The 18718-nt window shown below is 64.4% G+C and carries 17 protein-coding genes; 5 read left to right on the top strand and 12 right to left on the bottom strand.

Annotation, left to right across the window (positions count from 1 at the left end):
• Positions 1-231: 231 nt before the first annotated feature.
• The 4 genes from PotMrB4_RS17165 to PotMrB4_RS17150 all read right to left on the bottom strand — a co-directional run bounded on the left by PotMrB4_RS17165 (position 232) and on the right by PotMrB4_RS17150 (position 5294).
• Positions 232-2781, bottom strand: a complete 2550-nt coding sequence (locus PotMrB4_RS17165; RefSeq protein ID WP_172434033.1) for a TonB-dependent siderophore receptor — start codon at positions 2779-2781, stop codon at positions 232-234.
• Between the two features lie 159 nt (positions 2782-2940).
• The gene (locus PotMrB4_RS17160; protein ID WP_172434032.1) at positions 2941-3879 is read right to left on the bottom strand and encodes a FecR domain-containing protein; all 939 of its coding nucleotides are present in this window, start codon (positions 3877-3879) and stop codon (positions 2941-2943) included.
• A 4-nt stretch (positions 3880-3883) separates the two neighbouring features.
• Entirely contained in the window at positions 3884-4393 is a 510-nt protein-coding gene (locus PotMrB4_RS17155; protein ID WP_172434031.1) for a sigma-70 family RNA polymerase sigma factor, read from the bottom strand.
• Between the two features lie 106 nt (positions 4394-4499).
• A complete protein-coding gene (locus PotMrB4_RS17150; RefSeq protein ID WP_172434030.1) occupies positions 4500-5294 on the bottom strand; it encodes a LysR family transcriptional regulator in 795 nt (264 codons plus the stop codon).
• A 111-nt stretch (positions 5295-5405) separates the two neighbouring features.
• On the opposite strand from PotMrB4_RS17150, the gene PotMrB4_RS17145 reads away from it, so the two are divergent.
• The gene (locus PotMrB4_RS17145; protein WP_172434029.1) at positions 5406-6131 is read left to right on the top strand and encodes an SDR family oxidoreductase; all 726 of its coding nucleotides are present in this window, start codon (positions 5406-5408) and stop codon (positions 6129-6131) included.
• A gap of 48 nt (positions 6132-6179) precedes the next feature.
• Here the strand turns inward: PotMrB4_RS17145 and PotMrB4_RS17140 are convergent, their stop codons facing one another.
• Together PotMrB4_RS17140 and PotMrB4_RS17135 are read right to left on the bottom strand one after the other, a co-directional pair.
• Entirely contained in the window at positions 6180-6713 is a 534-nt protein-coding gene (locus tag PotMrB4_RS17140; protein WP_172434028.1) for a hypothetical protein, read from the bottom strand.
• Entirely contained in the window at positions 6710-7150 is a 441-nt protein-coding gene (locus PotMrB4_RS17135; protein WP_172434027.1) for a hypothetical protein, read from the bottom strand. The genes PotMrB4_RS17140 and PotMrB4_RS17135 overlap by 4 nt, the downstream gene beginning before the upstream one ends.
• A gap of 210 nt (positions 7151-7360) precedes the next feature.
• On the opposite strand from PotMrB4_RS17135, the gene PotMrB4_RS17130 reads away from it, so the two are divergent.
• Together PotMrB4_RS17130 and PotMrB4_RS17125 are read left to right on the top strand one after the other, a co-directional pair.
• A complete protein-coding gene (locus tag PotMrB4_RS17130) occupies positions 7361-8593 on the top strand; it encodes a hypothetical protein (protein ID WP_232060729.1) in 1233 nt (410 codons plus the stop codon).
• A gap of 213 nt (positions 8594-8806) precedes the next feature.
• Positions 8807-9349: a cysteine hydrolase family protein gene (locus PotMrB4_RS17125; RefSeq protein ID WP_172434026.1), complete on the top strand. Its 543-nt coding sequence runs from the start codon at positions 8807-8809 to the stop codon at positions 9347-9349.
• A gap of 42 nt (positions 9350-9391) precedes the next feature.
• Here PotMrB4_RS17125 and PotMrB4_RS17120 read toward each other — a convergent pair whose 3' ends face one another.
• A complete protein-coding gene (locus PotMrB4_RS17120; protein WP_172434025.1) occupies positions 9392-10081 on the bottom strand; it encodes a GNAT family N-acetyltransferase in 690 nt (229 codons plus the stop codon).
• Between the two features lie 342 nt (positions 10082-10423).
• On the opposite strand from PotMrB4_RS17120, the gene PotMrB4_RS17115 reads away from it, so the two are divergent.
• Positions 10424-11455 (top strand): sensor domain-containing diguanylate cyclase, encoded by a 1032-nt coding sequence (locus PotMrB4_RS17115; RefSeq protein WP_172434024.1) that lies wholly within the window; start codon positions 10424-10426, stop codon positions 11453-11455.
• Between the two features lie 99 nt (positions 11456-11554).
• On the opposite strand, the gene PotMrB4_RS17110 is transcribed toward PotMrB4_RS17115, so the two are convergent.
• The 4 genes from PotMrB4_RS17110 to PotMrB4_RS17095 all read right to left on the bottom strand — a co-directional run bounded on the left by PotMrB4_RS17110 (position 11555) and on the right by PotMrB4_RS17095 (position 16296).
• The gene (locus PotMrB4_RS17110; protein WP_172434023.1) at positions 11555-12010 is read right to left on the bottom strand and encodes a hypothetical protein; all 456 of its coding nucleotides are present in this window, start codon (positions 12008-12010) and stop codon (positions 11555-11557) included.
• Positions 12007-12705, bottom strand: coding sequence for a deoxyribonuclease V (nfi, locus tag PotMrB4_RS17105; protein WP_172434022.1), 699 nt, complete (start codon positions 12703-12705; stop codon positions 12007-12009). Before nfi ends, PotMrB4_RS17110 begins: the two co-directional genes overlap by 4 nt.
• A gap of 259 nt (positions 12706-12964) precedes the next feature.
• On the bottom strand, positions 12965-14347 hold the full coding sequence (locus PotMrB4_RS17100) for a DUF1329 domain-containing protein (protein ID WP_172434021.1): 1383 nt from the start codon (positions 14345-14347) through the stop codon (positions 12965-12967).
• Between the two features lie 32 nt (positions 14348-14379).
• Positions 14380-16296, bottom strand: a complete 1917-nt coding sequence (locus PotMrB4_RS17095) for a DUF1302 domain-containing protein (protein WP_172434020.1) — start codon at positions 16294-16296, stop codon at positions 14380-14382.
• A 288-nt stretch (positions 16297-16584) separates the two neighbouring features.
• On the opposite strand from PotMrB4_RS17095, the gene PotMrB4_RS17090 reads away from it, so the two are divergent.
• A complete protein-coding gene (locus PotMrB4_RS17090) occupies positions 16585-17208 on the top strand; it encodes a TetR/AcrR family transcriptional regulator (RefSeq protein ID WP_160158553.1) in 624 nt (207 codons plus the stop codon).
• A gap of 24 nt (positions 17209-17232) precedes the next feature.
• On the opposite strand, the gene betB is transcribed toward PotMrB4_RS17090, so the two are convergent.
• Positions 17233-18705 carry a betaine-aldehyde dehydrogenase gene (gene betB, locus PotMrB4_RS17085; protein ID WP_172434019.1) on the bottom strand — a complete coding sequence of 491 codons (1473 nt, stop codon included), beginning with the start codon at positions 18703-18705 and terminating at the stop codon, positions 17233-17235.
• Between the last annotated feature and the right edge of the window lie 13 nt (positions 18706-18718).

The raw sequence follows: 18718 nt of genomic DNA, 5'->3' as shown, positions 1-18718 counted from the left end.
CCGGGGAGCCGGAGTGGGAGCCGGGGCTTGTGCTGCAGAGCGGGGTGTTGGGGCGGCGCGAGGGGGCTGTGGCCAGGTAGAGCGTGGTCACGGGCCAGTGGGCTGGCGCCCAGAGCTGTTCGCTCGCGGGCCATATCGGTCCGGCCGAGGGGCAGGCCGCCCGCCCGCGCGCCGGGTGCTGGATATCCGCACGGCACAGGCCAGGGGCGTTTTGGACGCCCCTGGCATCGTTCAGTCGAAGTGACCTCGCAGGGTGAGGGTGAAGTTGCGTGGCTCGCCGTAGTAGTTGCCGTATTCGGAGGTGCCGACGCTGGCGTAGTAGCGGCGATCGAACAGGTTGTTGCCGTTGACCTCCACCGTCCAGTGGTCATCCACCTGGTATTCGATCAGGGCGTCGTAGACCGCATAGCCGGACTGGCTGAACTTGTAGGCGCGGCTGTCGATGGCGTTACCGCCGGCGTCGAAGCGGTAGGCCATGCCGCTGACGTAGGTCGGGCTTTGTACGGTCACGCCGCCGCCCACGCGCCAGGCTGCGAGGGCGCCGGGCAGGTCGTAGGTGGTCCAGAGCTTGAACAGGTGCTTGGGAGTGATGGTGCTGTAGAGCGTTTCCTCGGTGTCGTTGTGCACTTGGTTGTAGGTGTAGCCGGCAAGGATTTCCCAGCCCGGCATGAGGTTTCCGCTGGCTTCCAGGTCGAGGCCTTTGCTGGTGACGCTGTCCTGCGCGATGAAGCAGCATGAGCCGCTGTAGCTGAAGGGAGGGTTGGGGTAGTTCGGGTCGGTGGCGGCCTGGTGCTTGCGCTGGGTGTAGAAGAGCGCGGCACTGACGTTCAACTGGCCGTCCAGCAGTTCGCCTTTCACGCCGGTTTCGTAGGTCTTGCCGGTCATGGGCTCGATGGAGGACAGGTTGTCCAACGGGCCCTGGAGCTTCTGCGCCTGGGGTTTGAAGACCTCGGCGTAGCTGACGTAGGTGGACCATTGGTCATCGAGCGCATAGATCAGGCCGCCGAACGGGACCAGCGTGGTGGGTTCCCGGTCCGATACGCGGTCCTGCTCCCTCCAGTTGCCGGTGCCGTCGCTGTTGCGCAGGCTGTAGGCCTGTTCGAACTTGTAGCGCTGGGCACGGGCGCCTGCCACGAGCTTCAGTGGGTCGGTCAGTTGCAGGCGCAGCGTCGAGTAGAGGCCGTACTGCTCGCGGGTGTTGGGCGAGTAGTCCCGCCAGAAGCGGTGGTTCGACGCTTCGGTCGGCAGCGGTGTGGCCGAGGGATTCCACAGGTCGATCAGGCCACCTTTGCCGGTCTTGCCTTCTGCGCTGCGCCAGCGGCTGGTGACCTTCTGGTAGTCCGCGCCGACCAGCAGTTCATGCTGGCGCCCCAAGGCGTCGAAGCTCCCCGAGAGGTTGACGTCGAATACCGATTGCTTGCTCCAGCTCGCCACGTAGCTGCCCCACCAATAGGGGCCGTTCCGGGTGGTTTCGTCCACCGAGCCGTAGGGGATCACGCCTTCGGTGGTCGAGGCGTTGTAGGAGTAGGTGTAGGAGGTGTTGAGCTTCCAGTCGGGGCTGAAGTAGTGGTCGAGCTTGGCGAACCACTCGCGGGTGTAGCTGTCGCCCCAGGCGCTGTTGGTGGTGTACCAGGTGCTCCGTGGCAGGTGCAGGTCGCCGCCGGTGCTGTAGCGAGGCAGGCCATCGCCGGTGCCGTTCTCCTTCGCCTTGTCGTAGCTGCCACCGAAGGTCAGCAGGGTGTCCTCGGAGATGTCCGCTTCGAGCACGCCGTAGAGCAGCGGCCTTTCGGTGCTGCGGTTGTCCATGAAGTACTGGCGGTCCGTATAGGCGGCGACGACCCTGCCGCGCAGGGTGCCATCGGAGGTCAGCGGGCCGGTGAGGTCCACCTGGCTGCGATAGGTGTCCCAGGAGCCGGCCGAGGTCTGCAGGTCGAGCTGGTAGTTGGCCAGCGGGCGCTTGCGCACCAGGTTGACGATGCCGCCGGGGTCGCCAGTTCCGCCCAGCAGGCCACTTGCGCCACGCAGGACCTCGACGTGGTCGTACATCGCCATGTCGTACTTGCGGTCGCTGTAGAAGGTGCCGATGCCGCTGCCGATGTCCATGGGGGCGGCGCCGTCGATCTGCAGGTTGTCGATGGAGAACCCGCGGGAATAGAACTGCTGGGTGTTGTAGCTGCCGTTGCGCACGGTGATGCCGGGGGTGCGTTTCATGGTGTCGGGCAGGGAGGTCAGCTTGCGGTCTTCGATCATCCACCGGGTCATGACCGACACGCTCTGCGGCGTCTCCTTCAGGCTGACCGGTGTCTTGGAGCCGACGCTGACCAGGCCGGTGGTGTAGGAGCCGGAGTTCTCCGTCATTTCGCCCATGCCCTGGCCCGAGACGAGGGTTTCACTCACCTGCAGAACGGTTCCGGTGTCGTCCTGCACCGGCAGCAGCGTGTAGCTGCCGGTGCCGAGTTCGATGGCTTGCAGGCCGCTTCCTTCCAGCAGGTGTGCCAGCGCGGTGGCGGTGGCGAAGCGCCCGCGAACACCTGGCGATTGCCGCTTACCGGCCACGCCGGGCTCGTAGGAGAGGGTGACGCCCGCAACCTCGGAGAACCGGGCGATGGCGTCCTCCAGCGGGCTGGCGGGGATATCGAAGGTGTATTCGACCTGGGCCTCCTGGGCCCAGGCAGTGGCCGGGACCAGGGCGCTCAGCGGTGCGCTGACCAGCACGCCGCCGAGAACCAGCGGAACCAGGGGGAGTTGGAACTGACGGAACAGGGGGTGGTGACCTGACATGACGGCATTCTTCTCCAATGGCAGATGGCGGCGTCTCTGCGCCTCTACTGTCTTTGTCGAACGAGAATCAGAATCACCAACACCTGGCCGAATTTTTTATTGCGGTGCCTTTTCGCGTGTCCTCCGACGGCGGTCGGGCTGAGTGCTGTGACAGGGGCATCAGCTTCGTTCTACCCGCGCCCACCAGCGGGTCAGGCGACGGACACGTACAGGCAGGGTGCCGCTGAGGTTGTCGAGCACGGTGTCGAGCGCCTGCAACTGGAAGGCGCCAGAGAGGCGCAATGCTCCTGCCTCCGGCGCGCAGCCGAGGTAGCCGGGGTGATAGCGCGCCAGCTCGGTAATGAAGTCATCCAGGCGCCAGTCGTTGACCAGCAGTTGCCCGTGGGTCCAGGCGTCCGCCCCTTTGGGCAATGGGGCTGGCGCGCCCACCGACGTGCGGGTGAACGTCAATTGCTGGCCGGCTTCCAGGCGCACGACCTGCATGGGGGCCTGCTGTGGGCGGACCTCCACGGCGTGCTGCATGACGCCGACACGCACGCCGGAGGCTTCACTGCGAACGAGAAAGCGCGTCCCCAGTGCATGAACGCTGCCGCAAGGCGTATGCACGACAAAGGGGCGTGCGAGGTCGTCCGCCGCCGTTTGCACCCGGATCTCGCCTTCGAGCAGGTCCACCTGGCGAAGCACAGGGCCGTAGTTGGCGTTGACCGACGTGCGGGTGTTGAGAGTCAGTTGGGTGCCTTCGGGCAGGTCGAGTTCCAGGGTTTCGCCGGCGGCCGTGCGGTAGTCGGCCCAGGTCGATCTCAGCGGGCGGTACTGCACGCCGAGCGCTGCCGTACCGCCTGCCGCGACCAGGATGGAAAACACCTTGAGCACGGCCCTGCGCTTGATGCGGGCACTTTTCAGGGTAGGGCGGGCGATATCGGCGGTGACCCGCCCGAGCTTCGCCTGTAGGCGCTCGACACGGGCCCACGCCAGGGCATGGTGAGGGTCGCTGGCCAGCCATCGCACATGGGCCTCGCGTGCGGCTTCGCCTTCCTCGGCGAGTGTCACGTACCACTGCGCGGCGGCTTCGAGGGTCTTCAGGTCGAGGGCTGACATCGTCTCAGTCCTCCAGTAGCAGAAGGCAGTGGGTCATGGCGCGCACGAAGTGCTTGCGTACCGTATTGACGGAAAGGCCCAGCCGCTTGCCGATCTCCGTGAAGGTCAGCCCATCGAGCTGGGCCATGAGGAAGATTTCGCGAGCCCGGCCGCTGATGCCGTCGAGCAGGGTGTCGATCTCCATCAGCGTCTCGATGATGATGCTGCGCGTTTCCGGCGAGATGTCCACGGGTTCCGGCAGGGCGGCGAGCGTCTCCAGGTACGCGTGCTCCAGCGTTCGACGGCGGTACTGGTCGATCACCAGGCTGCGCGCGACCGTGGTGAGGTAGGCGCGGGGTTGGCGCAGGTCGGTCAGTTTTCGCTGGCTGATGACTCGCACGAAGGTGTCCTGCGCAAGATCGGCGGCCTGCTCACGGCAGCCGAGCCGACTGCGGAGCCATTGCTTCAGCCAGCCGTGATGTTCGACATAGAGTTCGTGCAGGGCGCGGCGCTGGTGGTCGGCGAGCTGGTCCATGGTAGGCAGATTATGCAATTGATAATTATTGCTAATTGTAAGCATGCGCAGGGCCGTGGGTAAATCGCTCGCTGCCGGACAGTTTCTTCACCCGCGCCGGTACGCCTCAGGCGGCATTTCGCTCACGCAAGAAGGCGTACAGCGCATTCACAGCGGGGTTCTCCAGGGCCTGGGCTGAATGGCAGAGGCCGATGCGTCGTGTGGGCAGCGGCAGGTTAAGGCTGCCGGTGCCCACCGCCGGTGCGCTTGCAAGCAGGGAGCCGGGCAGGATCGCAGCGCCTACGCCGGCGTTTACCAGGCGCAGCGCCAGTTCCAGTGAACTGGCCTGGGCGGCCACGGGGCTGCTGCCGTAGATCGTCATCAGTCGTTGGTGGGAGGGATGGCCCGGGCAGGTGATCCAGCCGCAGTCCTCGGCGCGTTCTGCGCCTGGGGGCAGGGCGAGGGCATACGGGTCGTCCCACACGGGGACGAACAGCTCGTCCTCGCAGGAGAGCTCTTCCACGGCCAATCGCGCGTCGCCCGTGCAGCCTGCCTCCAAATGCAGCAGCAGGTTGGGGACGGCTTGCCGCGCCAGAACGATGAACTGCTCCACCTGCGCCGCGCTGATGTCGCCCTCCACCCCCAGATGCAGCATTTGGCGACTGGCCCCTGGGCGGAACATGTCGCCGATACTGGCCGTCTCGGCAACCAGGGCCCTGGCGCGGGGGTAGAGATTCCGTGCGGCCTCGCTGACGTCCACACCCCGTGCCTGGCGCAAGAACAGTTCGACGCCCAGCGCCTCTTCCAAATGGCGGATGGTGACGGACAGGGTGGGTTGGCTGATGTGCAGGCGCTGAGCCGCTGCGGTGATGTTGCGCTCTTCGAATACCGCGATGAAGGCGGAGAAGTGCCGAATATCCATAGGTTTAACCGATGTCAGGCAGAGGAATAAGTCATTTTTTAAGCGATTTCGCGCTGAATATACTCCTGCTCATCGTTTAGTTATCCAGATAGCTGATAGCAGGAGAGCGTCATGAATAAACCACTGATCATCGTTACCGGGGCCAGTTCCGGCATTGGCGAGGCCACCGCACGGGCGTTTTCCCAGCTTGGGCACCCCTTGCTGCTGCTGGCCCGTCGTCTGGAGCGCCTGGAAGCGCTGCAGTTGCCCCGCGCGCTCTGCCGCGCGGTGGATGTGACTGACCGAGCCGCCGTGCTGGCGGCGGTTGCGGAGGCCGAGGCCCTGTTCGGGCCGGCGGATGCCCTGGTGAACAACGCTGGCGTAATGCTGCTGGGCAGCATGACCGAGCAGGATCCCGAAGAGTGGGCACGGATGCTCGACGTCAACGTGAAGGGCTTGCTCAATGGCGTGAATGCGGTGCTCAAGGGAATGGTCGAGCGCCGCCAGGGGACGCTGATCAACGTCAGCTCCGTGGCCGGTCGCAAGACCTTCCCCAACCACGTCGCCTACGTGGGCACCAAGTTCGCGGTGCATGCCATCTCCGAGAACCTGCGCGAGGAAGTGGCTCCGCACAATGTCCGCGTGGTGACCATTGCGCCGGGTGCGGTGGAGACCGAGCTGCTCAGCCACACGACGGACGAGGCCATCAAGCGCGGTTACCAGGAGTGGAAGCAGGACATGGGCGGGACGGTGCTCTCGGCCGAAGACGTGGCCAATGCCATCCGCTATGCCTACGAACAGCCGCAGGGTGTGTGCATCCGCGAGATCGTCCTGGCGGCGACCCGCCAGCAGGCCTGAACGTGCGGCGGGGGCGCCGGCTTGGCTGTGGCCTCCAAACGGTGGCCCTCAAGGCTGGAAGACAACCTGCCACCCGCCATCACTGAACGAAACCTTGCCCTTTACCGGCTGGGTTGCGCAGCACAGCGCGTCCTTCGTCCAGTCGGGCTTGAAACCCGAGAACAGGATCTCGCCGTTCTCCACATAGAGCCGTTCCAGGCGCTTGGGAAAGTCCGTGGGCGTCAGGGATGGCCTGGAGCGTTCCGGGTCGACGGAGATCCTGTGGTAGTCGCCGTACTTCATTGTCACCAGCACGTTTCTGATCATTGAGGTGCCCCCTGAGCACCCTACGTCCAGGCTGATGACTGCAACGAAGACGGGTTGCTTCTGGATGCGGTACTTGACGACGTTGCCGGGGTTGAAAGAAAACCCGCAGCCGATTGCGTTGCCGTAGCGCTCGAGCAGCGCAGGGATGGTTTGCTCGGCTGCCAGGTGGGCCGCTTCCCATGCCTGGATGTCCTCGAGTTCTCGTTGCGAAGGCTCTGCCCAGCATGGGGTACCGATCAGGTACAGCACGAAAAGATAGAGGTAGCTTCGGTTCACGGTGCACCTGGCAGGTGTGGGGTTGCAGGGTTCAAAGGGGGGTAGCCCGGTGGCCAGTCGAACCTGAGGTTGCAGTTTTCGGGGATTGGATTCCCATCCATGTGATAGGCCACCCAGGCCAGTATGTGTGCCATCGCTTCCGTGCCGGTCTCAGAAAGCCAGCAGGCAGCTGCAACTTCCTTCAGCCGTCTTTGGCAGGTGTTGATGTGTCGACGCACGCCTTCACGTCCGCCCAGGTACTGATCGAAGTCGCCTATGGCAATTCCCACGCCCGTCACTCCATATGTTCCGGCAACGCCCGGCGCCTCTTCGTAGATGGCCATGATGTCCAGGCCTTCCAGAGCGGCGACATGGGTCATGACGTCACAGAAGGCGTCTTTCAGGGCGTTGCTGATCCAGATGTCATGGCTGTTGCCAATGATGATGGGGGCGCCCATGTTTTCTTGAGTCCTTGTTCTTGAGTCCGCTGTTTTCGGCTTGCCTGCTTTGCGTTTTCAATCAATCCCGAAAGTGCCCGGACATAGCCATACGTAGTTGGGATGCCCCGAACCACTGCGATTGAATGACGAGACGCTACAGCGGGTGATGCCTCCCGGGTGCCGAAGTCCCAGGCTCGTGGTCGGCAGCGACTGCTGTAGTCGAGTCGATTGGACAACGAAGCGGCACTTACTACGCTGAACATTCAACTCCATCACCCACGTGCAGGCGTTCGTTGCTGTAAGGCCGAATTGGCCTTTGGCTGGGCGTGCAAGGCTGATGGGCTCACCATCAAAGCGCAGGGACGGCTCATGAATCAATCAGTGCTGGTAATTGCCGGGGCAGTGTTTTTCGTGGTTGCTGGAGAAGTTGAGGCCTTCCAGCTTGCACCGAATGGAACTGCCGCGGAGCGATCCATGGCAAAGGAATATGGCGTTACCTACAGGGCAGTCGTGCCTTTTGCCAGCTTTGCCATGCACAACTTTGCTGATCCGGCTCATGAAGCGCTGACGCAGAAAATATATGGGTGTGATGGAGACTGGCAGAAGTGCAGTAACCCGGATCTGGAGAATGCCGGGCCTTACATCATTGCCGGGGTGAGATGGAATGATGATCCCGTGTTCATGCCGGGAGCCGAAGATGCCAGGGTTTCCGGTTGTGATGGGCGCTATTCGGTTGGATTCATCTCTCAGACAAAATGCTGGATCAATCTGTTCAAGATCGCAGAGAAGAAGAGCGCATCAGACCCTGCTGCCTACATGGGATCGGGAAACTACATTGCCCGCTCGCACTTCGGTGACCTGCAGTTCCTGCATGCGATGGCATCCCAGGAGGGCGATTCGCCAGAGCAGACCAAGCAGAGAATCATGATGTGGGCCCAGTTTGCCTGGGGCGTGGCGGATGGCACGTACCCCATCAACACCTACTTGAAAGACGTGAAGATCGAGGGCTGGGAGCAGAGTTTCAATAATGCTCAAACGGTCCAGGACCTGTTTACGGCAGGGCGCCCGTGGTTGCGTGCCCATGTCAGTGAAGTGGCTCTGGGCAGTTTGCTGCACATGGTCCAGGACAGCTTTGCCGGTGGGCATGTTCAGCGGCGTGACGAGATCGTCGGTGACAAATGCCTGGCAGGCACTGAGCCTGTCCTTGGTCGGATCGAGGAGTTTCATTCCTATGCCAAGCAGGATCACGAAAAGCACAAGGAGGACGATGCCAGTTCAGTAGCCAGGGTGATGCTGATGCAGCATGAACCTGATGTAGTCGATGCAGGAAAGAAACTCAGGGGTTACTTCGCCGACCGCAAAGGGTGGTCGGAGGTCCGACCGTATCTGGAAGATTGCCTCTTCGCCCTCAGTGCTGAAACGAGGCCCGCATCGGCAGGCAGTCGTTACTTGCCGGAATAGCCTTCGGCCCTTCTTGTCATGCACCCGCCATCCCGGTAGTTTCGCCCGATGAATATTCACGCCCTCACCACTTCGATCACCACCACTACCGCCCCAGGCGGTGCGTGCGAGGTGCCGTGAGCGCGTAGGTCACGAACTTCAAAGGCCCGCCAGCAATGGACGGGCCTTTTTTGTGCCCGTGCGTTGCAGGTCATTACGCAAGGAGATGCACTGATGCACGCACTGTTGGTGCTCGACGTTCAGGTTGGCCTCGTCCATGGCCAGGAAAGGCTGTGGCGCTGCACCGAGCTGCTGCACACCCTCAACACCCTGATGGAGCGCGCACGAGATGCAGGCGCGCCGATCTACCTGGCACGGCATGTGGGAATGGCCGGCTCGCCATTCGCGGCAGACAGCCCGCTCACGGCGCTGGCTCCGGAGTTGCAGCTCCAGGGAACGGAAACCGTGTTCGAGAAGCAGCGCCCCAATGCCTTCGTGCTGACAGGTTTGGCCGAAAGCCTAAGGGAGCGTGGTGTCACCGGCCTGGTGGTCTCGGGGTTGAAGACGCAGTACTGCGTGGACAGCACTTGCCGCGCCGCGAGGGACCTTGGCTTCGATACGGTGCTGGTGGCGGACGGGCACACCTGCTCGGACACCCCCTGGATGACGGCCGAAGCGATCATCAAGCACCACAACGCGACGCTGGATGGCGCGTTCTGCCGATTGGTGGAGGCTGAGGCGTGGCGCTTCGATCCGGAGGTGGCGACGGGTCGCTAGAGATGGCCATGGATGCACCTGTTTTGCTTGGTGCACCGACCTTCAATGCACCGTGGGAAAACGCTCCTTCACCAGTGCCTGGGCGTGGAAGGCCAACTGGTCCAGCAGCCGGTCGCGCTTGGCTTCGGCTTCGCGCATGGCCTTGCTGCCGTGCTGCTTCACCAGGTAGGCGTGGATCTGCCGCACTTCCTTGGATTGGTAGATGGGGGCGAGGTCCTGCACGGCGACCAGGCCGTCGGAACGGTGGTCACGGGTGTTGAGCAGGACATGGGGCCCCTGGGCGGCCAGTACGCGCAGCCCCATGGCTTCGAAGAGCGGTGCCTTGCTGGCGACGCAGGCCAGCTCGACGTGGGGCCGCTGGGCGATCACCTGCTGCAGCAGGGCCCGGCCGATGCCGCGTCGGCGGTGGCTGGCCTTCACGGCGATGTAGGGGAGGGTGCAGGCCTCGGCGTCGTCCGCGCTCGGCAGGAAGAGGGCGAAGCCGAGCACCTGGGAAGGGTCTTCGTCATTCAGCGCCAGGACGAGCCGCGCGGCACCGTCCAGCCCGCTGTCCATGGCCTGCAGGTAGAGGTGCACCTCGTAGCCGATCACGTACTGGTACAGCGGGTAGAGCGGGTTGCTGGACATCAGCGGCACGGGGCTGATGTCGCTGAAATCGTCCACCATCACCTGCAGGACCTGGCTCTTCAGGGACTCGGGCGGCGGCGTGTCGAGGGTAACGAGGGTGAACATCGGGAAGCAGGCTCCAGGCGTGCCCGGTCAGGGGATCGGCGCGGGCGCCATTGTAGCGCTCGTGTGGGGCGGATGATTGGAGCAGTGTCGTTGCCGACTGCAGCGAGGAGGACTGGCGGCGTCTCTCCCCATCGAAATGGACGACCACGACGAAGTACCGGACGGCACCCTTGCCGGCAGATGCCGGTGGAGTCAGGCACGCACCGTGACGCGTTCACATCCTGAATTGAAACGGGCTGCCGTAGCGCCTGGTTACCGCCAAGAGGCAGTTTCCTCTGGTTTTATTCGGGCTGCTTTTGGCTAACAATCCTGCATCCGTCCACAACGCCGTAGTTCTTGCCCATGGACCACATACTGTCGCTTCTCTCGGAAACCGTTCCCAAGGCCCGGACCCTGGAGGAGCTGACCCGGCCACTGCTGGCCCTGCTGGGGCAGGTCACGGGGATGGAGTCGACCTACCTCACCACCATCAACACCGACGAAGGCATCCAGCGCGTCGAGTTCGCCCGCAACGTTGGCAGCATGGTGATCCCGGAAGGGCTGGTGGTGCCCTGGGCGGACACGCTGTGCAAGCGAGCGCTCGAAGAGAAGCGGCTCTACTCCGACAACGTCGCCGAGTGCTGGGGCGACTCCGAGGCCGCCGCTGCCCTGGGCATCAAGACCTACCTCAGCGCACCCATCTGCTCCCACGATGGCCGGGTACTGGGCACGGTGTGCGCCGCCAGTTCAGCGCAGGTGGCCCGCTCCGCCGACGTGGAGCCGCTGCTGATGCTCATGTCCGGCTTGCTCAGCTATTCGCTGGAGAGGGAGCTGCTGGTGGAACGGCTCCAGGCCGCCAACGCCGAACTGGCGAAGCTGGCCCTGACGGACAGCCTCACGGGGCTGTCCAACCGCCGGGCGATCCTCAGTGAATTCAACCGGCTGTTCGCCCAGGCCCAGCGGGAACAGAAGTACGTGCTGGTGGCGGTGATCGACCTGGATGGTTTCAAGGGCATCAACGACACCTACGGCCACCAGGCGGGCGACCAGTTGTTGCGGGGCGTGGCCGCTCAGTTGCAGGCCTGCCTGCGTGCCAGCGACATCCTCGGGCGTACGGGCGGCGACGAGTTCGTGGTCATCGCCCTCGGCGCAGCTGCCGAGCCCGCAAATCCGAATGGCATGCAACAGGCCGCCAGGCTGCTTCAGGAGCGCCTGGCCCAGGCGACAATCGGGATGTTCGAGCTGGGCGAGGGGCTGGGCGACATCCATTACCCCGGCGCCAGCGTCGGTGTGGCGGCTGTCACTCCGGAGGGCATTTCTGCTGAAGACGCGCTGAAGCTGGCCGACCGGGAGATGTACAAGGCCAAGGCCAAACGCAGAAAGCGGGGCGACTGAGCGGCATCATCGCCACGGTGCCCTTGGCTTTGATCCCCGCCCATTACCAGGCTGGGGTGACTGTCTCGAAGAGCGTCATCTCCGATCCGGCACTTCCACTCATTCCATCTTCCAAGGCCCCACCCGCTCCAAGGTGCCGCCGATGGCACCCCGCAGGCCGCAGAAGGACTGGCAGTGCTGCGCATCCAGCGGTTTCACCACCACCTTGTCTTCTGCGAAGACGAGGCTCACCTGGCAGCGGGGTGATGCATCGGGCGCGCCGTAGCCTTCCCAGTTCGCGTACAGGTGGTGGTCCGGGTCGTCGGTGAACAGGTAGGTGCTGGCGGCATCGGGGACCGGGGTTGCGATACCCGGTACTTCGCAGCGGGCGGCGCCCGATTCCGACACGTAGAAGAACGACAGGCCGCGCGCCGTGGCCAGCACGGTGAGGGTCTGGTAATGGCCCGTGGCAGGGGTGGCGGCCCGGTAGTAGCCGTGCAGGGGCGCTTCGGCCCGGGCGGTCAGGCTGCTGGCGGTGATGAGCATGAAAGCGGCAACGCGGAGAGCGGGTGTCATGTCGGCGTACTCGACGGAACGCTCAACTGCCGGGCGAACTGCCGGCCATGTTGGTCGGCGCAGCGCGTGGTCTCGGGAAGGCGGAAGCGCGGTGAGGCGGCCAGCACCCACTTGCAGGCGGTTTCCAGGGTGACGTTGTGGCCAATCGAGACGTAGACCGGGTTGGTGCCGTCCTGGGTCCGCAGTGCTGCGCCAATCTGTTCGTCGCCGTCCATCAGCGCGGCGACGCCTCCACGCTGGTTGGGTGGTGGCAGGTGCTCGCCGATGAAGCGGGTCTTGCCGCAGCCGATGGTGGGGACGTCGAAGAGCACCCCCAGGTGCGAGGCCAGCCCGAGGCGGCGAGGGTGGGCGATGCCCTGGCCGTCGCAGATGATCAGGTCGGGCCGCTGTTCGAGGGTGGCGAGCAGTTCGATGACCGGCGGCAGCTCGCGGAACGAGAACAGCCCGGGCACATAGGGGAAGCTGGCCTGGCCGGCCAGCGCACGCTGCTCGATCACTTCGAGGGTCGTGGCATCCAGTACCGCCACGGTGGCGATGAGGGTGTCGTTGTCCTTGTGGTAGGCGACATCGATGCCGGCGATACGGGCGACCGGGCCGAGCCGGTCCTCCTTCACCACGCGTGCGGCGAGGTGCTTCTGGATTTCGAGCGCGTCGTCCGGGGTGACGTCCCAGGGGTGCTGGATGACCGGTTGCATGGCGGGGTACGTCCGTGTGGCAGCAAAAGGGCGGTCGCTCTGAGGCAGTGCGCCGTGTCAGGCGCACCGATCATACAGGTGCAGGCCTGCAACTTCGCGCAGGCGTCATCACGTATTCGAGGTGGAGGATTACGACATGGGGGCTTGCGGAGTATCGGGAAGGGCGGTGGGGTGCCGGACGTCATTTCGCCACCGAGATACCTGCCCTGCAGGTGCGCACCGTGCCCGGTCACCCGAGACACGGTGCGTTCCGGAGCCGTCAGCGGCTGCCCATGCGCTGCAGGCTGGCCGGCTTGAACAGGTCCAGCGACGGAATCGGTTGGGTGAAGTCCAGGGTGCTGCTTTCCTCGTTCTCCAGCTTGTGCACCACGTAGCGGCGCGCTTGCAGGTCGTAGAAGGCGTCGATGGAGGACCAGATGGTCGGCAGGTCGTAGAAGTTGGTCAGGTAACCGACCCCAACGCGCCACAGCTCACCTCGGTTGTCGTAGCGGTCGGCCATCGCGATCTGCCAGCTGTCTTCGTCGAGGAAGAAGGTGCGCTTGGAATAGATGTGGCGTGCCGAACTCTTCAGTGAGCCTTCCACCACCCAGACGCGATGCAGCTCGTAGCGGGTCTGTTCCGGTGCGATGTGGCCCGGTTGCAGCAGGTCCTTGTATTTGATCGACGGGCTGAGGATCCGGTAGTTGTTGTACGGGATGTACATCTCCTGTTTACCCACCAGCTTCCACTCGTAGCGGTCCGGCGAGCCGTTGAACATGTCGCGGTCGTCCACCGTCATCAGGTTGTCGGAGTTGTCTTCAGGGGTGTCGTAGGCCAGGGTCGGCGCGCGTCGTACCCGGCGAACGCCAGGCACATAGCCCCAGGCCTTGCGCGGCTCCTTCACCTGGTCGAGGGTTTCATAGACCAGTGCGGCCTGCCCGGCGTTACGCGCCGGGCTGCGGGCCTGGGCAAGGTAATAGAAGAGGATGTTGCCCAGCTTCGAGGTGTCGCCATCCTTGATGTAGTAGTTGAACAGCACGCGCTGATCGAAGGTCGCCAGGCTATAGGCGCCATTGGTCTGCACGGTGGCTTCGGACAGGTTCCGCACCAGGTAGGTGCCGCGGTAGCGGGCAATGTGGTTCCACAACGCTTCCACGCCGTTTTTCGGGATGGGGAAGGGCAGTCCGCCGTAGGCGTTGCTGAAACCGTTGCCCCCTTCCAGCAGCGTCGCGCTCACGGCGTTCTTGCGGGTGTTGTCGTACACCCATTGCGGTGCCGCAGCCGTGCGGCGGGTCGTGTACACCGGGTAGGACAAGGTCTGCGGATAGAGCCTGAGCAGGGCGACCTGGCCGGCAGAGAGCTTGTCGCGGTACTGCTCGACGTTCTGCGCGGTGATGGTGAAGAGCGGCTTGTCGTCCGGGAAGGGGTCGACATAGTGCTTGCCGGGCACGAAGCCCGCCGGGGGCGTGGTCAGGCCGCCGTTCCAGGCGGGGATGCTGCCGTCGGCGTTGCCGGCACGCTCACCGCCCAGGGGGGTCAGGGTGGTGCCGAGCTGGGCAGCCTCTTCGGCGCTGATGGCGGCGCCGGCTGAGCCGATGCCGAGCGAGGCTGCCGTGGCCAGGGCCAGCAGGCAGCGTTTGCTGTAGGACAGGGAAGTGCGCATGGTGGGTCTCACGGTTTGATGGCTGGGCAGGCTTAGAACGAGTACTGGACGTCGAAGCTGACGTTGTCGCGGTCGCGGATCAGGTTGCTGGTCCCGGCGCCGGTGAACGCCGTGTACTGCAGGCCCGCTTCGAATCGCTTGAGATAGTCCGCCCGGATGCCGACGGTGTAGGCCTTGCGTCCTTCCATGAAGCTGCCGGTCAGGTGGGAGTTGCCCTTGAAGTCGTAGCTGTGGACCACGAAAGGCGAGAGGTTGACCCCCGCGTACACATTGTTCCAGGTGCCGCGCATGCTCACGGTGTAGCCGTAGGACTCGCGGTCGATCGGGTTGCTGGGGAGGTCCGGGGTGCCGACGAACTTGCGCGGCACCGCGTTCGGCCCATGGCCGGTGTAGGTCAGGCTGCTGCCGTGGAGCTGTTCGGTGGCGACTTCCGCCACGCCGGTCAGGGCGTCGAAGCCCAGGGATGGGCCGAAGTTGTAGATGGTGCCGAGTGAGGCGTTGAAGGCCTCGACGCGCTCGTAGTTGGCCACCTTGCCGCCTCGGCAGAGGCGCTGGTTGGCCACCTGGGCGCAGGCGTTGGCCGCCGGCTGGTTGGCGTCGTAGAGGGCGGCGGTGCCCGCGATGCCCTGGGCGAGAAGGTCACCGAGGATGTCGTTGGTGGCGCTCACGGCGATCGGCAGGTTGGGCTTGTAGGCCAATTCACCGAAGACCGAGGCGTCGCCGATGGTGGTGCTGAAACTGAGGCCCATCACCCGGACGTCTTCTACGTAGCGGCGGCGTACGTTGGCGTTTTGCGACATGTCGACGGTGGCCAGTGCCTGGGCGGTGGCGGGGCCGAGGATCGAGCCCAGGGTCGCCATGTCCACCCCGTTGTAGCCGCCGAAGTCCACCTGCTGCACTGGCTCCTTGGTGTGGTAGTTGGCGAAGTAGAAACCAAAGTCCGTGTAGTTCAGGGCTTCGGCAATGTAGTGCAGGCTGATGCCGAACTGCCCGCCATTACGGGCCTTGGCGTCCGACTGGACGGAGCTGACCTTGAAGGTGCCAGTGGCAGGGTCGATGTAGCGGCCTGCCTGGTTGGGGCCGGTACCCAGCCCACCGGGGAGGGTCGTGGCGAAGTCGTAGGCGGCCAGGGCCGGCGCCAGGTCCGGGATGCTGGCATAGGCGGCTTCGCCGCCGGCGCCGAAGATGTCCGAGGTGGAGTAGTAGGAGCCCACCGCGTCCATCTGGGTGGGTTTCCACTTGAACTGGTAATAGGCCTCGAGGCTCAGGCTGTCGGTCAGGCCCACGTTGAAGCTGAAGGCCTCGACCGGAATGATCACTTCCTTGACCTGTGCGCCGGGCAGCCGGTACTTGGTGGCATCCAGCGGGTTCGCCACACTGACGCCCCGGTAGAACAACCCTTCGCCCCAGTTGAACACCTGCTTGCCGAGACGTGCGGTGAGCGGGTGGTCGTAGAGGTCCCAGTTGCCGTAGACATAGGCATCGAGGATGTCGGCGGAGCGGCCGGCGGTGTGCCGCGTGCCCTGGGTGAAGCTGCTGTTGTCGGGGTAGTTCTGGCTGGGCTCCTGGTTGGGGTTGTTCTTCTCGAAGTCGTTCCGCTTGTCCATCACCTGGGTGTCGTAGAACGCCGAGCCACGGACGAAGACGCCGTAGTTCTGGTACTTGGCTTCCAGTTCCGAGGTCACCTTGAACACTTCCGATACCAGGCCGGTGTCGAAATTGCGGTTGCCGTCGTTGCCGTTCAGTGCGTCGTTGTCCTTGGCCTGGCCCTGGACGCGCCACATCTGCCCGTACGAGACGGTGGTATCGAGGGTGCCGGTGACTTCGCCGTCCGCGAAGCTGAACTCGACGGCGCGGGCGTCAGGGGCGAGGGTGAGTGCAGAGGCGAGCCCGAGCAATGCAAAGCCATGCTTTGAATGGTGCCAACGGACCAGGGAGTGGGTGGTCATGGTACTGCTCCACAGATGTTGTTTTTGTTGTATGCGTCCCTCGGAAGGGCGCAACGCAGGCCTCATCGCGATGATTAAAATCTGATGACGAGCAACGTCAAGATGGCGCTCGGCCGTGTTTCGTGTCAATCGGGATCTGGGCCTGGGTATTCAGTTGTTTCAATGGATTTGTTCAGTAAATTAGAGCCTTGCCACGTAAGGGCAGGGTGTCGTCGGCAGCCGGGATGCTATGATTCGGGCCTTCGATACATCTGAAGATCAATGAGTCCAGAATCAGGAGAGACAAGGATGGCGAAAGGAACGGGGGCAGGCGAGCGGGCCTATCGCGGCGTCAGTCAGGAGCAGCGGGTGAAGGTGCGCCGCGAGGCATTCCTGCAGGCGGGCATCGAGTTGTTCGGCTCGGCCGGCTACCGCGCGACCACCGTGCGTGACCTCTGCACCCAGGCGAAGCTCACGGATCGTTACTTCTACGAATCCTTCGAAGGTGCCGAAGACCTGCTCTGCGAGGTCTATACCCGGGTGATGGGGGAGGTGGAGCAGCGAATCGCCGCCCAGTTGCAGGACGATGGCCTCGACAAGGACGAGGCCAAGCGTGCCGTGCTGGCGACCTTCTTCGAGGGCATGCGCAACCCCAACGTCGCGCGCATCGTGCTGGTGGAAGTGCTCGGGGTCAGCGAGCGTATCGACAATCTTTACCAGCAGAACAACCTGCGCTTCTGCAACCTCCTGCTCAGCGGCATCGGCCGTCTGTATGGCGGCCTGAAGCCGGTGGGGTCCGAGCTCTACGTGTGCATGGGGCTGATCGGGGCGATCAACCAGATGGCGGTGTTCTGGTACCTGGGCAACTACCGCGACCCGATCGAGAAGCTGGTGGACAGCGCCAACGCCATCATCGAGGGGTGCACCCGCTAGCCGGGCGCACCTTCCTGCCACGGCTCAGCCCGGTGGGAACACCGAGGTGTAGGCGCCGAGTTCGACGAACACCGACTTCACCTGGGTGTGCTCGTACAGCGCCTCGATGCCGTTCTCCTGGCCCAGGCCCGAGCATTTCTGCCCGGCCACCGGCATGTGCGCCGGCACCTGGCCCCAGGTGTTGATCCAGCAGATGCCGGCCTGCAGCCCGTGGGCGATGCGGTGTGCCGTGGCCAGGTCACGGGTGACGACGCCGCTGGCCAGGCCCAGGTCCGAGTCGTTGGCGCGGCGCAGGACCTCGTGCTCATCGTCGAAGCCGAGAATGCTCATGACCGGCCCGAAGATCTCCTCGCGGACGATGCGCATGGTGTCGGCGCAGTCGGTGAAGACCGTCGGCAGCAGGTAGCTCCCGGCGGCGTAGCGTGGGTCCTGCGGGGCGCTGCCGCCGCTGAGCAGGCGAGCACCTTCGTCGATCCCGCACTGGATGTAGTGCATCACCTTGTCCCGGTGCGCCTGGCTCACCAGTGGCCCGAAGCGCGTCTCGGGGGCAGCCGGGTCGCCCAGGGCGATGGCCTTCACCCGTGCCATCAGCGCCGCCTCGAAGGGTGCCTGGATGCTGCGGTGGACGAACACCCGCGTGCCGCTGGTGCACACCTGGCCGCTGCTGAAGAAGTTGGCCATGGTGGCGATGTCCGCCGCGCGTTCAAGGTCGGCATCGGGCATGACGATCAATGGCGACTTGCCGCCCAGCTCCATGGTGGTCTTCTTCAGCGTACCGGCCGCCGCTTCCATGACCCGCATGCCGGTGGGCACGCTGCCGGTAAAGGACACCTTGGCGATGCCCGGGTGCTCGATCAGGGCGCGGCCCACCGTATGGTTGCCCTGCACGACGTTGAACAGGCCGGCGGGCACGCCGGCCTCCACCAGCAGCTCAGCCAGCCGATGGGTGCTCAGGGGGGTGACCTCACTGGGCTTGAACACCATGGCGTTGCCTGCCGCCAGGGCGGGTGCCAGCTTCCACATGGCGATCTGCACCGGGTAGTTCCAGGCGCCGATGCCCGCCACTACGCCCAGTGGCTCGCGGCGCGTGTAGGTGAAGGCACTGCTCCCTGAGGAGGATTGCCGCCCTTCGAGGGCGGCGGCCAGCCCGGCGAAGTAGCGCATCACCGCCACACCCCCGGCGATGTCGACGCGGGTCGTGTCGTGGATCGGTTTGCCGGTGTCGGCCGTTTCCAGGTGTGCCAGTTCGTCGTTGTGGCGCTCGATCAGGCTGGCGGCGGCCAGCAGGGTCTCCATGCGCGTTGCCGGTGGCAGTGCGGCCCAGTCGCGCTGGGCGCTTGCCGCCTGGCCGACGGCGTCGTCGATCTGTTCGATGCTGGCCTGCTGCACGTTGGCCAGGACCTGGCCATTGGCCGGGTTCAGGGTGGTGAAGTCAGCTGCGCCCACCACGCGGCAGTGCCTGCCGCCGATGAACTGGCCAATCGTTTTCGTTTCCATGGTGCGGTTCTCC

It is taken from the genome of Metapseudomonas otitidis (genome assembly GCF_011397855.1).
Taxonomy (GTDB): Bacteria; Pseudomonadota; Gammaproteobacteria; order Pseudomonadales; family Pseudomonadaceae; genus Metapseudomonas; species Metapseudomonas otitidis.
This window is presented reverse-complemented; position numbering and strand designations above follow the sequence as displayed.

What these genes read in the sequence shown, in the direction of transcription:
- PotMrB4_RS17090 (WP_160158553.1), top strand. Translation starts at nt 16,585, where the DNA reads ATGGCGAAAGGAACGGGGGCAGGCGAGCGGGCCTATCGCGGCGTCAGT.
- nfi (WP_172434022.1), bottom strand. Translation starts at nt 12,705, where the DNA reads ATGCAACCGGTCATCCAGCACCCCTGGGACGTCACCCCGGACGACGCG.
- PotMrB4_RS17100 (WP_172434021.1), bottom strand. Translation starts at nt 14,347, where the DNA reads ATGCGCACTTCCCTGTCCTACAGCAAACGCTGCCTGCTGGCCCTGGCC.
- PotMrB4_RS17120 (WP_172434025.1), bottom strand. Translation starts at nt 10,081, where the DNA reads ATGTTCACCCTCGTTACCCTCGACACGCCGCCGCCCGAGTCCCTGAAG.
- PotMrB4_RS17115 (WP_172434024.1), top strand. Translation starts at nt 10,424, where the DNA reads ATGGACCACATACTGTCGCTTCTCTCGGAAACCGTTCCCAAGGCCCGG.
- PotMrB4_RS17110 (WP_172434023.1), bottom strand. Translation starts at nt 12,010, where the DNA reads ATGACACCCGCTCTCCGCGTTGCCGCTTTCATGCTCATCACCGCCAGC.
- PotMrB4_RS17165 (WP_172434033.1), bottom strand. Translation starts at nt 2,781, where the DNA reads ATGTCAGGTCACCACCCCCTGTTCCGTCAGTTCCAACTCCCCCTGGTT.
- betB (WP_172434019.1), bottom strand. Translation starts at nt 18,705, where the DNA reads ATGGAAACGAAAACGATTGGCCAGTTCATCGGCGGCAGGCACTGCCGC.
- PotMrB4_RS17145 (WP_172434029.1), top strand. Translation starts at nt 5,406, where the DNA reads ATGAATAAACCACTGATCATCGTTACCGGGGCCAGTTCCGGCATTGGC.
- PotMrB4_RS17150 (WP_172434030.1), bottom strand. Translation starts at nt 5,294, where the DNA reads ATGGATATTCGGCACTTCTCCGCCTTCATCGCGGTATTCGAAGAGCGC.
- PotMrB4_RS17135 (WP_172434027.1), bottom strand. Translation starts at nt 7,150, where the DNA reads ATGGGCGCCCCCATCATCATTGGCAACAGCCATGACATCTGGATCAGC.
- PotMrB4_RS17095 (WP_172434020.1), bottom strand. Translation starts at nt 16,296, where the DNA reads ATGACCACCCACTCCCTGGTCCGTTGGCACCATTCAAAGCATGGCTTT.
- PotMrB4_RS17125 (WP_172434026.1), top strand. Translation starts at nt 8,807, where the DNA reads ATGCACGCACTGTTGGTGCTCGACGTTCAGGTTGGCCTCGTCCATGGC.
- PotMrB4_RS17155 (WP_172434031.1), bottom strand. Translation starts at nt 4,393, where the DNA reads ATGGACCAGCTCGCCGACCACCAGCGCCGCGCCCTGCACGAACTCTAT.
- PotMrB4_RS17160 (WP_172434032.1), bottom strand. Translation starts at nt 3,879, where the DNA reads ATGTCAGCCCTCGACCTGAAGACCCTCGAAGCCGCCGCGCAGTGGTAC.